This window comes from Sphingosinicella terrae, from assembly GCF_003347635.1.
Taxonomy (GTDB): domain Bacteria; phylum Pseudomonadota; class Alphaproteobacteria; order Sphingomonadales; family Sphingomonadaceae; genus Allosphingosinicella; species Allosphingosinicella terrae.
Genome location: NZ_QDFY01000025.1, coordinates 1 through 14,725 on the forward strand (window position 1 = coordinate 1; position 14,725 = coordinate 14,725).

Sequence of the window (14,725 nt, forward strand, 5' to 3'; positions counted from 1 at the left end):
CATCCACCTTCCTACGCCTGACCGCGATCATGAGGCACAGATCAACTCGGGCTCCACAGCCGATCCGTGACCTCGAAGACAACCATAGCCGTCGGTCACGACACCAGAAGGCGATATCAATTAGACAACACAATACTAAACTATCGTCATCTGCTGCCGCCTTCGACTTCGGCCCTGGCCTTGCGGGCCTGAGCCGTCGCCCGCGCAGCAGCTCGAGATAGGGCTTTCGATTTCCGTCGCCGAAGAAGATCGGCAGCCCTCGATTGCCGCGCTGCGTCACATGATGCGCAGCGCCGGGAACTACGATGCGGCAAGGCGAGCCATGGCCCGATATCTAAAAGGCGCAGGAGTAGTGGGCAATTATGTATTGTGTCCCCGGATCTTGTAGTCGGAGTTTCGATGGCGGACGTTTGTTGTCGCATGGATTGAAGTGAGCTTTGCGCCTAGCATCGTTCATCGTCCGCATGGGTCTCGCGGAAAAGTCGCGGCGTCACGCCGAAGCGTCTCTGGAAGAGCCGCGCGAAGCGTGCGGGCGGCGCAAGCCCTACCCGCCTTGCGATCTCCTTTAGCGCGAGCCCCTGGGAGAGCAGAATACGCGCCGCATCCAGCCGCACGGACTCGATATATCGTGCAGGCGTGTCGCCCGTCGCAGCGACAAACCTTCTATGGAACGTTCGCTCTGAAAGACAGGCCCTGGCCGCAAGGCTGGGTACGTCCAGCGCGGCGCCAAGGTTGGCTTGGACCCACACGAGAAGGTCGGCGACCGGGCCATCGGCTTTCTCCTGGGCAGCGAGCAAGGCGCTGAATTGAGATTGATAACCTGGGCGGCGTACGTAAAGGACCAGGCGCTTCGCAATCCTGCTTGCGAGCGCGCCGCCAAGGTCCTCGCTGACCATGGCGAGGGCCATGTCGATACCAGTCGTCACTCCGGCCGATGTCCAAACCTTGCCATCTACGACATACAGCGCGTCGGCGTCGACGCTGAGCGAGGGATAGAGTCGCGCGAGGGCTTCGCAGGCGCTCCAGTGTGTAGCAACGCGCTTGCCATCCACCAGCCCACCTGCCGCGAGCACGAAGGTGCCAGCGCAAACCGATCCAAGACGTCTGACGGACGAGGCGTTTCGCGACAACCACCGCCCTAGCTCCGGCGTCTGGGCTGCTGCAATGACCGCGTGGGCCTCCGCCCCCGAGACCAGGATCGTGTCGACCTGCAACGGCATCTTCGCCAAAGCTTTGGTGTCGACCACGACACCGCTGCTGCTCGGAACCGCTCCGCCGGTCGGAGAGGCCAAATGCACGGCGTAGCGTGGAGCCTTCCCATCCTCTGCGAGGGCGTGATTGGCGGACGCGAAAACGGAGGCGGGGCCGGTCGCATCCAGCAGCTCGAAGTCACGATAGACGGCAATGACGATATGCTGCAGCACTGGCAGAAATTACCGCCTTTTTGTCATTTCTGACAACTCGGAGCGGCTGCTAGTCTGCATGCTCGCCTCATGGTCCGCTGACGACCACCGCTGCCAGGAGCTACCATGACTGCGTCACCGGGAGCATCAAGCCCATCGCCTGAAACCTTCGCATCTGGCTGGCGATCGATTCAATGGTGGCCTGGAGCATTTGGCCTGGCATTCGCGGCTTATCTCTCGATCGATCTACTCAACGGAACGGAGCACGGCACAGATTTTGCTGCGATCGTCGCTGCCTCGGGTCTCGTATATCTGGCAGCAGCTGCCCTTGAGATCCCGTGGGTTGCTTGGCCGGTATTCCTGCTGACGGTGGTGGTGATCACCGTCGCAAGATTGAACCTCATACCCCTCGACGCCATGGGGGCGATGCTTGTCGCCGCCGGGTTTTTTGCGGCGTGCGGCATGGTTCGGGCTCTGAGACGTCCTAATCGCAACCTGCCGCTACAAGCCATCGCCATGTTTCTTTTCGGCGGTTCAGCCGCGTTGGCCCTCTTTATTAATCACGTGGTCGGGGCGTTGCTGGTAGCGGTCGGGCTGGCCGCGCATGCCGGCTGGGACGTTTACCACCACGTGAAAAACAAGGTCGTGGTGCGATCGATGGCCGAATTCTGCTTCATGCTGGACATCGCTCTCGCGATCGTCATCGTCATCGCAACGCTGAGAGGCTGAGACGGGCAGTTTGCCATACCGCTTGCGGTGTTGAAGCTGATAGCTGTGCTGACGCTGCAAAGCCGTTGAGACGGTCTGGAGCCTAGGGTCCGACTTGCATGCGAACGTGCCGCCTCTCCTGTTCGCTGGAAAGTCTTCCTTTGGAGAGCCGCCCAGGCTCTCCTTAACGACGGAGATGGCGCAGACCGGAACGCCACCCAACCTCATCCGCAGCCACTCACAGGCACAAGAAAAGGGCCGGAGCACCACCGCCCCGGCCCTTCCTTTTTCGCCTCTCAGGTGAGCGCCGACTTACGAGTCCGGCCCGCCCATGCCGGCACCCGCCATCGCCGCCGGACGCGGATCGCCGGCGAGGCCGTCGACGGCCTTGCTGACCAGGATGTTGACCGCGACGCGGCGATTCTGGGCCTGGCCGTTGGGATCGTCGTTGCTCGCCACCGGATCCGCCTCGGCCATCCCGGTCGGGGTCAGCATCCGATAAGGCCGCCAGCCGCAGACCTGCTGGAGATGGTTGACGACGTTGCCGGCGCGCCTCTCGCTGAGCGTCTGGTTATATTCCTGGCTGCCGACGGCGTCGGTATAGCCGACGACGAGCAGCAGGGCGTTGTCGATCGACTCGGCGGCGGCGGCCGTCGAGCAGAGCTCCGCCTTCGCCTCCTCGGACAGCTCCGCCCGGGCGAAGTCGAACGTCACGTTCGTCGTCTGCCGCACATTATACTGGTCGATGTCGCCAAGGCGGCCGCGCAGCGCCTCCGTCGCCGCCGAATTCTGCGCAATCGCATTGTGGTGCTCGCCGAAGCGCTGGGCGGTGCCGTTGTGGATCATCGAGGCGGTCCTGAGGTCGCGGTTCCTGAGGTCGATCTCGCTCGCCACCAGGCCGCCGCCCGATTGCAGCGTCTCGATGCTGACCGGCAGGCCGTTGACCAGCGCATCCGCGGCAAGCTGGGTGCGGCCCAGGCCCAGGAAGCCCCCGCGGGCCGCAATCCTTGTCTCGGGGGTGACGGCGACGGTCGCCATCGTGCCGTCGGCGGTGATGACCTGCAGCTGGTCGCCGCTCCGCGCCGAGATGATTCCTTCGATCTCCGGTCCTTCGGTCGCGGCGCCCGCATCGGTGGGCGCCGCGTCGCCGACGATCGCCGAGAGATCTTCCTCGGACGGGTCCTGCGACTGCGCCGCCAGGCCGGTCGGGGCTGCTCCGGCGAGCAGGGCCAGGAGAAGAAGTCTGGGGCTTTGGGATTTGAGACTCATGAGCGGTTCCTTCAAACTCGATCGACGGGCCTGCGATCGCAGCTCTCGTCCGACCGCCGCCTGGCCAAGACCAGAGCGGCTGCCGGAACCCCTTCCGTCCGGCGTCGTGGGATGGCTGGCATGAAGCCGCCCGTGACCGCCGGTGGAAGGGCGAGCCTGTTCGGAGCAACCTTTCTCTCAGATGAACGAACCATCTAGCAAAGGCATCCACACGGGCCGCGCGAGTGTATTGCGCGACGAATGGATATCGCTCTTGCCATGAACCTAAAGTCAACCTGATAATGATAGTCTGGCGTTAACAATGTTAACGTTGACTTTACTGTCGTTTAACCACATTTGCTCTAACATACTATGAATGTTTTCTTGGAAATAATTTGGATTTTGCAGTAGTCCACGATAACCGCATTGCAGAGCTAAGCGTCAATCCGAATGATTTCGTGAGCGACATCATTCGCCGTCGTCCGGGGCCGGACAAGGCGGAAGTCCGGCGCGCCCCAAAGGCCGGTGAGGGACGGACTGGGGACTGGGGGCTGGGGACTGGGGACTGGTAGAAGGCGATCCCCTTCGCCCGCCTCCTTCCCCAGTCCCCAGTCCCCAGTCCCCAGCCCCCAGCCCCCAATCCCCGACAAAAAAAGGGCCGGAGCGTCGCCGCCCCGGCCCTTCCTTTTCGCTTCTGAGGTCAGCTTGGACTTAGAAGTCCATGCCGCCCATGCCGCCGCCCGGCATCGCCGGGGCCGGCTTGTCTTCCGGAAGCTCGCTCACCGCCGCCTCGGTGGTGATGAGCAGGCCGGCGACCGAAGCCGCGTCCTGGAGCGCCGTGCGGACGACCTTGGTCGGGTCGATGACGCCGGCCTGGACCAGGTTCTCGTAGACCTCGGTCTGGGCGTTGAAGCCCTGGGTCTCGTCCTTGCCGTCGAGCAGCTTGCCCGAGACGACCGCGCCGTCGAAGCCGGCATTCTCGGCGATCTGGCGGACCGGCGAGAGCAGAGCCTTGCGGACGATGTCGATGCCGCGGGTCTGGTCGTCATTGGCGCCGGTCAGGCCCTCGAGCGCCTTGGTGGCGTAGAGGAGAGCGGTGCCGCCGCCCGGGACGATGCCTTCCTCGACCGCGGCGCGGGTGGCGTGGAGGGCGTCGTCGACGCGGTCCTTGCGCTCCTTCACCTCGACCTCGGAGGCGCCGCCGACCTTGATCACCGCGACGCCGCCGGCCAGCTTGGCCAGCCGCTCCTGCAGCTTCTCGCGGTCATAGTCGGACGTCGTGACCTCGATCTGCTGGCGGATCGATTCGATCCGGCCCTTGATCTGGTCGCTCTCGCCGGCACCGTCGACGATGGTGGTGTTGTCCTTGTCGATGGTGACGCGCTTGGCCTGGCCGAGCATGGTCGTGGTGACGTTCTCGAGCTTGATGCCGAGATCCTCGCTGATCATCTCGCCACCGGTCAGGATCGCGATGTCCTGCAGCATCGCCTTGCGGCGATCGCCGAAGCCCGGCGCCTTGACGGCCGCGACCTTGAGGCCGCCGCGCAGCTTGTTGACGACGAGGGTGGCCAGGGCCTCGCCCTCGATGTCCTCGGCGATGATCAGCAGCGGACGGCCCGACTGCACGACCGCCTCGAGGATCGGCAGCATCGCCTGCAGGTTGGACAGCTTCTTCTCGTGGATCAGGATGTACGGATCCGAAAGCTCGACCTGCATCTTCTCGGGGTTGGTGATGAAATAGGGCGAGAGGTAGCCGCGGTCGAACTGCATGCCCTCGACGACGTCGAGCTCGAACTCGAGGCCCTTGGCCTCCTCGACGGTGATCACGCCTTCCTTGCCGACCTTCTCCATCGCCTCGGCGATCTTCTCGCCGACCTCACGGTCGCCATTGGCCGAGATGATGCCGACCTGGGCGATCTCGTTGGAGCCGGAGACGTCCTTGGAGCGGCTCTTGAGGTTCTCGACGACCTTGCCGACGGCGACGTCGATGCCGCGCTTGAGATCCATCGGGTTCATGCCGGCCGCGACCGACTTCATGCCCTCGCGGACGATCGACTGGGCCAGGACGGTGGCGGTGGTGGTGCCGTCGCCGGCGAGGTCGTTGGTCTTGCTGGCGACCTCGCGCAGCATCTGCGCGCCCATATTCTCGAACTTGTCCTTGAGCTCGATCTCCTTGGCGACAGTGACGCCGTCCTTGGTGATCCGCGGCGAGCCGAAGCTCTTGTCGAGGACGACGTTGCGGCCCTTCGGACCCAGGGTCACCTTCACCGCGTCGGCGAGGATGTCGACGCCGCGCAGGATGCGCTCGCGGGCCTCACGGCCAAAGCGTACGTCTTTCGCTGCCATATCTTTCTTCCTTCTTTCTCTCGAAGCGTCTTCCTGACGAAAGTCAGGATGTCACTTCCTTGACCTATGAAAAGACAAGGGGTTTCCGGTCCTTCGACACGCTCGGGACCGGGATTTCGGGAGTCGCCTCAGGCGGCCTTGCGGGCCTCGGCCTGACCCTCGACGATGCCGAGGATGTCGCTCTCCTTCATGATCAGCAGGTCTTCGCCGTTGAGGCGGACCTCGGTGCCCGACCACTTGCCGAACAGGATGCGGTCGCCTTCCTTGACGTCGAGCGGAACCAGCTTGCCGGTCTCGTCGCGGGTACCCGCGCCGACGGCGAGAACCTCGCCTTCCTGCGGCTTCTCCTTGGCGGTGTCGGGGATGATGATGCCGCCGGCCGTCTTCTCTTCGGCCTCAACGCGGCGAACGAGCACACGGTCGTGCAAAGGGCGAAAGCTCATAGGTTCACCTTTCCTCTCTATCACGCGGCAGCCCCCCGGTCTGCCGGGACGCCGCGCTCGGTTGAACTGTTAGCACTCGACGAGGTCGAGTGCCAGCAACGGCGATTTAGGCGCTGTTCATGCCGCGTCAAGGGCCGCTGAAACGATCTTTGCGGATGGGCGGGCCGTTGCGGACGTCCCCGTTTACACTCCGGGCGCCCTGGTCTAGCCGGTTTTCGACGCATGGAGTGGAAGTCGAGATGAAGTTCGCAGGCAAGGTGTGGCGGCTGCTGGTCGGAATCAAGGACGGCCTCGTCCTCCTGCTCATGCTGATCTTCTTCGGCGGCCTCTACGCGGCGCTGTCGATGAGTCCCTATCAGGACAGCGCCCGCGAAGGCGCGCTCCGGCTCGACCTTGCCGGCGCGATCGTCGAGCAGCCGGCCGAGCAGGATTTCTCGTCGCTGATCGGTGGCTCGGCGCTTCGCGAATATCGACTCGCCGAGGTCATCCACGCGCTCGACACCGCCGCCGCCAATGATCGCATCCAGGCGGTCGCGCTCGATCTCGACGTCCTCACCGGCGGCGGCCAGGCGGCCATGGCCAATGTCGGCGAGGCGCTCGACCGGGTCCGCCGCGCCGGCAAAAGGGTGGTCGCCTTCTCCAGCGGCTATGGCGACGATTCCTATTTGCTCGCCGCCCATGCCGACGAGGTCTGGCTCGATCCGATGGGCGCGGTCGTGATCGCCGGGCCGGGCGGCAGCAACCTTTATTATGCCGGCCTGATGGAGCGGCTCGGCATCACCGCCAACGTCTACCGGGTCGGCACCTACAAGTCGGCGGTCGAGCCCTATACCCGCAGCGACATGTCGCCCGAGGCGCGCGAGGCGATGCAGGCGCTCGTCGACGCGAGCTGGGAGGCCTGGCAGGACAATGTCCGCCAGGCGCGGCCGCGGGCGCAGGTCGCCGCCTACGTCCAGGATCCGATGCGCTTCATGCGCGGCGCCAATGGCGACATGGCGCGGGCCGCCCTCCAGGCCGGCCTGGTCGACCGCGTCGGCGACCGCATCCAGTTCGGCCAGCGCATGGCCGAGCTCAGCGGCGGCGCCCGCGACGAGCGCATCCCCGGCAGCTACCGCGCCGTCCATTTCGACGCCTGGCTCAACGACAATCCCTTGCGGGGGAGCGCCGGCCGGATCGGCGTGCTCACCGTCGCCGGCACCATCGTCGACGGCCATGCCGCGATGGGCACGGCCGGCGCCGAGACGATCGTCGAGAATCTCGAGCGCGGCCTTCGCGACCACCAGCTCAAGGCGCTCGTCGTCCGGATCGACTCGCCCGGCGGCTCGGCGACCGCATCGGAGCGCATCCGCCGGGCGATCGTCTCGGTGCGCGAGCGCGGCATCCCGGTCATCGTCTCGTTCGGCTCGGTCGCGGCGAGCGGCGGCTATTGGGTCGCTACCGCCGGCGACACCATCTTCGCCGAGCCCTCGACGATCACCGGCTCGATCGGCGTGTTCGGCGTCCTGCCCAGCTTCGAAGGCACGCTCGAGCGGATCGGCGTCGGCGCCGACGGCGTCGGCAGCACGCCTCTGTCCGGCCAGCCCGATCTCGCCCGCGGCATCTCTCCCGAGGCCGACCAGCTGCTCCAGCTCGGCGTCGAGAGCACCTATCGCCGCTTCGTCGCCTTGGTGTCGCGCGCCCGCAACCTGCCGCCCGCCCGGGTCAACCAGATCGGCCAGGGCCGCGTCTGGGACGGCGGCACCGCCCGCCAGATCCGTCTCGTCGACCGCTTCGGCTCGCTCGACGACGCCCTCGCCGAGGCGGCGCGCCGTGCCGGCCTCGAAGGTTCGCAGGCGCAGCCGGTCTTCCTCGAGGGCGAGCCGAGCTTCTTCGCCCAGCTGATGCGCGGCGCCACCGCCGACAGCGCCCCGGCCGCCCGCGGCGCCTTCGCCGCTCTGTCCCGCAGCCCCGACGCCCTGCTCGAGCGCGCGCTCGGCGACGTCGAGGCGATGCTGCGCGGCCCGGCCATCCAGGCCCGCTGCCTCGAATGCCCGATGCCGGCCCCGGCGCCCCGGGCCCCGGCGGCGGCTCGGGGCTGGCTGGCGCGGCTCCTGGCCTTCATCCCGGGCGCATGAGTGTCCGCCTGGCCGAGGCCGGGGACGCGGCCGCCATCGCGGCGATCTACGCGCCGTTCGTCACGGGGACGGCGGTCTCGTTCGAGGTCGACGCCCCCGACGAGGCGGAGATGCGCGCCCGCATCGCGAGCGGCGCCGGCCTCTATCCGTGGCTGGTCGATTGCGGCGAAGCCGGCGAGGTCGTCGGCTTCGCCTCCGCCGGCGCCTTCCGCACCCGCCGCGCCTATCGCTTCAGCGTCGAGACCAGCGTCTACGTCTCGCCCGCGGCCCAGCGCCGCGGCACCGGCGCCGCCCTCTACACCCGCCTCCTCGCCTTGCTCGAGGCGCAGGGCTTCACCCAGGCCATCGCCGCCATCACCCTTCCCAACGATTCCAGCGTCGCGCTGCACGAACGCTTCGCCTTCACCCAGGCCGGCACCTACCGGGACGTCGGCTACAAGTTCGGCGAGTGGCGCAGCGTCGGCCTCTGGCAACGGCCTTTGGCGCTGCTGACGACGGATCCCGAGGAAGCGAAGATGGTTGCGGAGGTTTGGCGGGACTAAGCGCGGCCGCGCACAACCTCGCGCCCTTCCCTCCCCGTCATCCAGGCGAAAGCCAGGATCTCATTTCCTGTCCCTCGGCGCCGCAAGGCATTGAGATCCCGGCTTTCGCTGGGATGACGGATAACGAGCCGTCAGCCGGCGGATTCCGACGTCCCCTCTCCTCCTTCGCGTCTTTGCGTCTTTGCGTGAGATCAAAACAGCGCCCCCACGCGCACCGCCGCATCAATGAGGGGCGCCGCCGCGCCTCGCTCCCACTTCGTCATCCTGGCGGAAAGCCAGGATCTCTCTTCCACTTCACCGCGCTGCGTCCGACGCCGGTAAGTCATCGAGATCCCGCTTCCGCCGGAATGACGGATGGCGGGCGATACGGCGCCTGTTCGCGCGACCGCTGCGAAGCCGCCAGCCCCCTACCCCATCGCCCCGATCACCGCGCCGAACATCGTGAATTGCAGCGTATGGTAGCCGCCGTTGATCGCCCACAGGCCGATCGGCCTCTGCTCGAACAGATAGTTGATGCCGAACGACGCCGCGACCCAGCACAACCCCGCCGCCGCGCCGGCGCCGATCGCGGCCGGGAGCGGCATGTCCCGTCCGAGGAACGTCGCGAAGACGAAGGCGGCGGCGAGGCTGAGCAGGAAGGCGAGTCCGAAGATCGTCGCCATCCGCCCGCCGGAGGGCGGTGTCTCGGGCACGCCGGCGAGGCGCTGCCACGGCCGCGCGAACAGCAGGGGCGAATACCACAGGCCGCCGATCAGCAGCGAGCCGACGCCGCAGATCAGGACCGCGACCAGGTTCACGTCGGGCATGATCATTCCTCCTCGCCATGGTTGGTCTCGCGCATCCGGCTCCAGTCGACCGGCCCCGAGACGAAGCGCTGGCGCAGCCGCTCCAGCGACACCCGGTTGCCCTCGCGGAAGAAGCCGAGCAGCCGCCGGCCCGCCTCGCTGTCGGGATAGCCGGCCCCGGTCAGCCGCAGCCGGGTGCGGCCGCCTTCGGGCTCCAGCTCGAACAGGCCGGTCGTCCGGCTGAAGCTGTCGAAGTCGGGAAAGCCGTCCGGCGCCTTCACCGTGCGGAAGGCGACCAGCCGGCCCGGGACGGCGACGAGGATGCGCTGACGGATCGTCGACGGGTCGCCGGGCGAGGCCCCCGGCGAATAGCTGGTCTCGATGATGTCGGGCTCGCCTTCCGGATGCCAGGCGACCGGCACCGCCCATTCGCGCCAGCCTTGCGGAGTCGCGATCGCCGCCCATACCTGCTCGACCGGCGCGTCGACCACGGTCTCGTGGACGAGCATGTGCGTCCCGTCGAGGCCGCGCGCCTCGCTCACCGTCACCGGCGCCTCGACCCGCTCGAACCGGACGGTCCGGTTCATGCTCGGCATCGCCTCGGAGGTCGTCACCGCCTCATAGGCATCGTCGCCGATTCGCCGCCAATGAGTGGCGAAGCGCGCCTCGCGGCCGTCGGGACCGCGATATCGCTCGTCGCCGAAGTCGAGCCGCCCCTCCCCGGCACGCATCGTCCCGCGGCTGACGCCGCCCTGCGAATTCCAGTAGGTGAAGCTGACCGTCCCGTCCGCGCCGGCGCTGTACAGGGTCTCGCCCCGATAGGCCCGCGCGCCGCCGGTGACTTCGTGGGTGTCGCGGACATGCTGGCCGTCGAAGACCGGCTCGAAGCAGTGCACATCCTGCTCTCCGCTCGCGGATTCGCCGCGCCAGCAATGGCCGACGAGGAAGCCGAGCGGCTCGAGTCCCGGCCGCAGCGCCGGCGCCTCGGCCGCCAGGGCCAGCGCCATCAGTGATGCGATCATCCTTCCCTCCTTTGGCTGTCGAGGAACAGGCGCAGCTGGCCGACCGCCCGGTCGAAATAGGCGACGTCGCGATAGGTGCGCGCCTGCATCACGCCGCCTTCCATCACCGTCAGCACGAACTCGGCCAGCGCCCGCCGGTCGGCGCCCGCGGGCAGCCGGTCGGCGGCGGCGTCGAGACAGGCCTCGACCGCGGCGGTCCAGCCGTCGAAGTTCTCGGCGATCCGCTCGCGCACGATCGGATCCGGCTCGTGCAGCTCGAGCGCGAGGCTGCCGATCGGGCAGCCGTAGAAGCCGTCCGTCTCGACGATCAGCGCCCGATAGCGGGCGAGCAAGGCGAAGATCTTCTCGATCGGATCCTCCACCCCCGCCCAGGCCGGCTCGAGCAGCATCGGCCCGATTCCCTCCCGATAGGCCTCGAGCACCGCGACGAGCAGGTCCTGCTTGCCCGGGAAGAAATGATAGAGGCTGCCGCTATTGACCCCGGCCCGCGCCAATATGTCGGCCACCGAGGTCGACCCGTAACCCTTCTCCCAGAAGAGCTGCATCGCCGCCTCGACCAGGCGCGAGCGCGTATCGGAGGGCGCAGCGTTCATCGCCCCATAGTTGATTGAACGATCAACCAAGTCAAGGACCAAAAGCCCTCTCCCACCGGGAGAGGGTTGGGTGAGGGTGCAGATCCTCCCCTGGGCGCGAGGACCGAGAGAGAGAGAGAGAGAGAGAGAGAGAGAGAGCGGAGGCGGAACTGGGCTGCTTCAACGCCCTTAAGCCGCCACCGCTACAGATCCTCCCCTGGAGGGGAGGGGGACCAGCCGCAGGCTGGTGGAGAGGTGTCAGCCTCCCGGCTTCACGGCGATCGCCGCCACTCACTAACGCTGACACCCCTCCCCCGCCCTTCGGGCGGTCCCCCTCCCCTTGCAGGGGAGGATCGAAAGAGGATCCGATCGGCGACCGCTTCGGTACCTCAAGCCGCCACCGCCGCGAAGCGCCCGTCCCCGCCGCTGCACAGCCCGATCACCTCCTCCGCCGCCACCGGCCGCGAATAGAGGAAGCCCTGGCCGTAGCGGCAGCCGAGCGCCGCCAGCGTCTCGTGCTGCGCCGCCGTCTCGACGCCTTCCGCCACCACCTCGATCCTGAGGCTGCGGCCGAGGCCGATGACGGCGTCGACGATGGCGCCGTCCTCGAGGTCGGTCTGCAGGTTGCGGATGAAGGAGCGGTCGATCTTGAGCAGGTCGACCGGAAACGACTTGAGGTGCGAGAGCGAGGCGAAGCCGGTACCGAAATCGTCGAGCCCGATGCGGACGCCGGCCGAGCTGAGGCTGCGCAGCGTGCCTTCGACCGCCTCCGCGCCGCGGCCGAGGAACACCGTCTCGGTCACCTCGATCTGGACGCAGCGCGCCGGGATGGCGGCGCGATGGAGCCGCTCGATCAGCCGCTCGGCGAAGTCCGGCGCGCGCAGCTCCGTGGCCGACGCATTGAAGGCGACATGGTCGAAGGCGACGCCCCGGTCGAGCCATTGGCGGACGTCGGTGAGCACGCTGTCGATCATCCGGTTGCTGATCGCCGAGGCGACGCCGGCATCCTCGAAGGCGGCCATGATGGTGTCCGGGGTCTGCATCCCGCGGGCGGGATCGCGCCAGCGCAGCAGCGCCTCGAAGCCGGCGACTCGGCCGGAGGCGAGCTCGATCTTGGGCTGGTAGTAAGGCACGATCGAGCCGCTCTTCAGCGCCTGGCGAGCCGTCGAGACCATGCCGTGGCGGACCTCGACCGCGCTCAGCATGCGCGGATCGAAGATCTTGAGATTGCGTCGGCCCGACGACTTGGCGACGTAGAGCGCCACGTCCGCATATTTGAGCAGGTCGCCGCGACTGAGCCCGTCCTCCGGGAACAGGCTGGCGCCGATGCTGGTGTGGCAGTCGATGATCGTGCCCTCATAGGTGCACGGCTCGCGAAGCGCCGCGAAGATCCGGGCCGCGACCTCGCCGACCTTCTCCCGCCGGGCGCCCTTGAGGATGACGGCGAACTCGTCGCCGCCGAGGCGGGCGACCAGCCCGCTCGGGCCGACGGCGCGGACCAGCCGCTCGGCGAGGGTGCACAAGAGAGCGTCGCCGGCATCGTGGCCGAGCGTGTCGTTGACCTTCTTGAACTCGTCCATGTCGAGGATCATCACTGCGAAGGGACGGCGCCGGTCGACGATCAGGCGATCGAGCTCGTGCTGGAGGAGCACCCGGTTGGGCAGGCGGGTGAGCGGATCGTGCCGCGACGACCAACGCGCCTGCTCCTCCGCTTGCTTCTGGTGGCTGATGTCGCGGGCGATGACGAGGAAGCGGTTGCCGCCCTTGGCGGCCAGCGGCGACAGGATCACGTCCCACCAGTTGTTCGGGCCTTCGTCCGACAATTTCTCGGCGACGAAATGCCGCGAGCCGCCGTCGTCGCCGGCCGGCAGCGCGGCAAGCGCGGCGCGCCGCACCTCGGGCGAGACCAGGCGCAGCCAGGGCCGCCCGGTCAGCGCGCTCTTGCTCGCGGCACCGAGCGCGGCGGCGGCGGCGTCGTTGGCGAAGACGACATGGCCGGCATCGTCGATCACCAGGATGACATCGGGGGTGGCGTCGATCAGCTGGCGGGTGAAATTCTGCGACCGCCACAATTCCTGCTGGGCGATGACGCGGTCGTGGATATCGGTGCAGGTGCCGAACCAGCGTTGGATCTCGCCGTCATCGTCACGCTCCGGCAGCGCCCGTCCCAGCATGTAGCGATGCTCGCCGGACCGGTGTCGCAGCCGATATTCCGCCTCGAACGGCTCGCCGGTGGCGAGGCAGCGGGCCCAGCGCGCCAGCGTCATCGCGCGGTCGTCGGGGTGGACGAACTCGGCGAGGTCGAGCAGTCCGCCTTCGCCGACTTCGATCCCGGTGAACTCCGCCCAGCGCGCATTGCTGTAGGAGTGCTCGCCGTCGGCGGAGACGGTCCACACCATTTGCGGAATGCTGTCGAGCGCATGCCGCCAGCGGACCGCCTCCGCTTTGGCAGCGCGGACCGCCTGATAGCGGCGCCAGGCGAGCAGGCCTGCGATGACGAGGATCCACGCGGCGAACAGCAGCCCATGATATTGGGCCGCGGTCAGCAGGCGCCCCTTGAAGCGCACCTCCTCGATGCGAAGCCGGTGGAGGCCGGGTGCCGCGCCGGCCGCGGTCTGCATCTCGAGCGCGACGACATTGTCGAAGCGGGATTCGTGCAGCGTCTCCGGAAGCCGGTTTCGCTCGATCCACCAGGCGGCGGTCCGGAAATCGGCCGGCGACAGACGGACCGTCTGCCGGCCAGACCCGATCGGGAAGGCGATGCTGTTGATCCGGTCGCCCGCCCCCGGCGCGGTCTCTCGGAGACCGGGCTCGCGATTCTTGAGGTCGATCCGCAGCGTCTCGGCCGCGCCCTGGTAGTTGAAGGTCACCTCGACCTCGTGCACCCCCGAAAGATCGAGGCCGCGGCCATCGTTGAGCACGTCGAACTGGAGCCCGTAGCCGCAATAAGGCGCAGGCGAGGCGCTAGCGAGCCGGCAGCTCCACGCCAGGGGCAGGACCGGGTCCATGGTCGCAGACGAGCCGCCCTGCGGCGCGCTGTCGGCATAGGAATAGGCCAGATAGCTCTCCGGATCGACGGCACGGATCCGGATCGACCGGTCGAGCAACGCATCCCCGAACTGGACGGCCGCCCAGGTCAGCAGCACGAGCAGCGCGATCAGCGCCTCGAGCTTCAGGCCCGCCAGCGCCGCGCGCGCACGGCGGTAACCGCCCGGTGGCGGCGCCTTTCCTTCCTGTCTTGGCTTGAGCAGACGCACCAAATCCCCCGCACACAGCTCATGCGACGGCGGCAAGCCGGGAGGAGCGGCACCTCCCGAGCTGAGAAGCGCGCCTCGCCGGAACCTCCAGGAAGACGCTCTTCACCCAACCATGAACCCTGGTGCCACTAGCGGCCAAGTGATGGCGAAAGACTTGCCGAGAGAAGTTAATGCGGCGGTGACGGAATCACTAGAGCATGATCATCTTAGACTGAAGCATATCCGCTGTTTGCGAGGTAGTTCGCGCATTCGGCAGGTTGGAAGTGGTCGAGGAGGGTTCCGATC

Annotated in this window: 11 protein-coding genes; 3 read left to right on the forward strand and 8 right to left on the reverse strand. The window is 67.3% G+C overall.

Annotated elements, in window-relative coordinates; genetic code table 11:
• Positions 1-443: 443 nt before the first annotated feature.
• Positions 444-1,424, reverse strand: coding sequence for a GlxA family transcriptional regulator (locus DDE10_RS22805; RefSeq protein ID WP_284734841.1), 981 nt, complete (start codon positions 1,422-1,424; stop codon positions 444-446).
• A gap of 105 nt (positions 1,425-1,529) precedes the next feature.
• On the opposite strand from DDE10_RS22805, the gene DDE10_RS22810 reads away from it, so the two are divergent.
• Positions 1,530-2,132 (forward strand): hypothetical protein, encoded by a 603-nt coding sequence (locus tag DDE10_RS22810; protein WP_114955117.1) that lies wholly within the window; start codon positions 1,530-1,532, stop codon positions 2,130-2,132.
• A 291-nt stretch (positions 2,133-2,423) separates the two neighbouring features.
• On the opposite strand, the gene DDE10_RS22815 is transcribed toward DDE10_RS22810, so the two are convergent.
• The 3 genes from DDE10_RS22815 to groES form a co-directional block, all read right to left on the reverse strand.
• Positions 2,424-3,380, reverse strand: a complete 957-nt coding sequence (locus DDE10_RS22815; protein WP_114955118.1) for an OmpA family protein — start codon at positions 3,378-3,380, stop codon at positions 2,424-2,426.
• A 690-nt stretch (positions 3,381-4,070) separates the two neighbouring features.
• Entirely contained in the window at positions 4,071-5,705 is a 1,635-nt protein-coding gene (groL, locus tag DDE10_RS22825) for a chaperonin GroEL (protein WP_114955119.1), read from the reverse strand.
• Positions 5,706-5,833: 128 nt separating this feature from the next.
• Positions 5,834-6,148, reverse strand: a complete 315-nt coding sequence (gene groES / locus DDE10_RS22830) for a co-chaperone GroES (RefSeq protein WP_114955120.1) — start codon at positions 6,146-6,148, stop codon at positions 5,834-5,836.
• A 239-nt stretch (positions 6,149-6,387) separates the two neighbouring features.
• On the opposite strand from groES, the gene sppA reads away from it, so the two are divergent.
• Positions 6,388-8,262 carry a signal peptide peptidase SppA gene (sppA, locus tag DDE10_RS22835; RefSeq protein WP_114955121.1) on the forward strand — a complete coding sequence of 625 codons (1,875 nt, stop codon included), beginning with the start codon at positions 6,388-6,390 and terminating at the stop codon, positions 8,260-8,262.
• Positions 8,259-8,804, forward strand: coding sequence for a GNAT family N-acetyltransferase (locus tag DDE10_RS22840; RefSeq protein ID WP_162806805.1), 546 nt, complete (start codon positions 8,259-8,261; stop codon positions 8,802-8,804). The genes sppA and DDE10_RS22840 overlap by 4 nt, the downstream gene beginning before the upstream one ends.
• Positions 8,805-9,211: 407 nt before the next feature.
• Here DDE10_RS22840 and DDE10_RS22845 read toward each other — a convergent pair whose 3' ends face one another.
• The 4 genes from DDE10_RS22845 to DDE10_RS22860 form a co-directional block, all read right to left on the reverse strand.
• A complete protein-coding gene (locus tag DDE10_RS22845; protein WP_162806806.1) occupies positions 9,212-9,610 on the reverse strand; it encodes a DUF1761 domain-containing protein in 399 nt (132 codons plus the stop codon).
• A gap of 2 nt (positions 9,611-9,612) precedes the next feature.
• Positions 9,613-10,611 carry an SRPBCC family protein gene (locus DDE10_RS22850; RefSeq protein WP_114955124.1) on the reverse strand — a complete coding sequence of 333 codons (999 nt, stop codon included), beginning with the start codon at positions 10,609-10,611 and terminating at the stop codon, positions 9,613-9,615.
• Entirely contained in the window at positions 10,608-11,204 is a 597-nt protein-coding gene (locus DDE10_RS22855) for a TetR/AcrR family transcriptional regulator (protein WP_114955125.1), read from the reverse strand. The genes DDE10_RS22850 and DDE10_RS22855 overlap by 4 nt, the downstream gene beginning before the upstream one ends.
• Before the next feature lie 368 nt (positions 11,205-11,572).
• The gene (locus DDE10_RS22860; RefSeq protein WP_114955126.1) at positions 11,573-14,440 is read right to left on the reverse strand and encodes a putative bifunctional diguanylate cyclase/phosphodiesterase; all 2,868 of its coding nucleotides are present in this window, start codon (positions 14,438-14,440) and stop codon (positions 11,573-11,575) included.
• Positions 14,441-14,725: the final 285 nt, after the last annotated feature.

What these genes read in the sequence shown, in the direction of transcription:
- DDE10_RS22810 (WP_114955117.1), top strand. Translation starts at nt 1,530, where the DNA reads ATGACTGCGTCACCGGGAGCATCAAGCCCATCGCCTGAAACCTTCGCA.
- groES (WP_114955120.1), bottom strand. Translation starts at nt 6,148, where the DNA reads ATGAGCTTTCGCCCTTTGCACGACCGTGTGCTCGTTCGCCGCGTTGAG.
- DDE10_RS22850 (WP_114955124.1), bottom strand. Translation starts at nt 10,611, where the DNA reads ATGATCGCATCACTGATGGCGCTGGCCCTGGCGGCCGAGGCGCCGGCG.
- DDE10_RS22845 (WP_162806806.1), bottom strand. Translation starts at nt 9,610, where the DNA reads ATGCCCGACGTGAACCTGGTCGCGGTCCTGATCTGCGGCGTCGGCTCG.
- DDE10_RS22815 (WP_114955118.1), bottom strand. Translation starts at nt 3,380, where the DNA reads ATGAGTCTCAAATCCCAAAGCCCCAGACTTCTTCTCCTGGCCCTGCTC.
- DDE10_RS22840 (WP_162806805.1), top strand. Translation starts at nt 8,259, where the DNA reads ATGAGTGTCCGCCTGGCCGAGGCCGGGGACGCGGCCGCCATCGCGGCG.
- sppA (WP_114955121.1), top strand. Translation starts at nt 6,388, where the DNA reads ATGAAGTTCGCAGGCAAGGTGTGGCGGCTGCTGGTCGGAATCAAGGAC.
- DDE10_RS22855 (WP_114955125.1), bottom strand. Translation starts at nt 11,204, where the DNA reads ATGAACGCTGCGCCCTCCGATACGCGCTCGCGCCTGGTCGAGGCGGCG.
- groL (WP_114955119.1), bottom strand. Translation starts at nt 5,705, where the DNA reads ATGGCAGCGAAAGACGTACGCTTTGGCCGTGAGGCCCGCGAGCGCATC.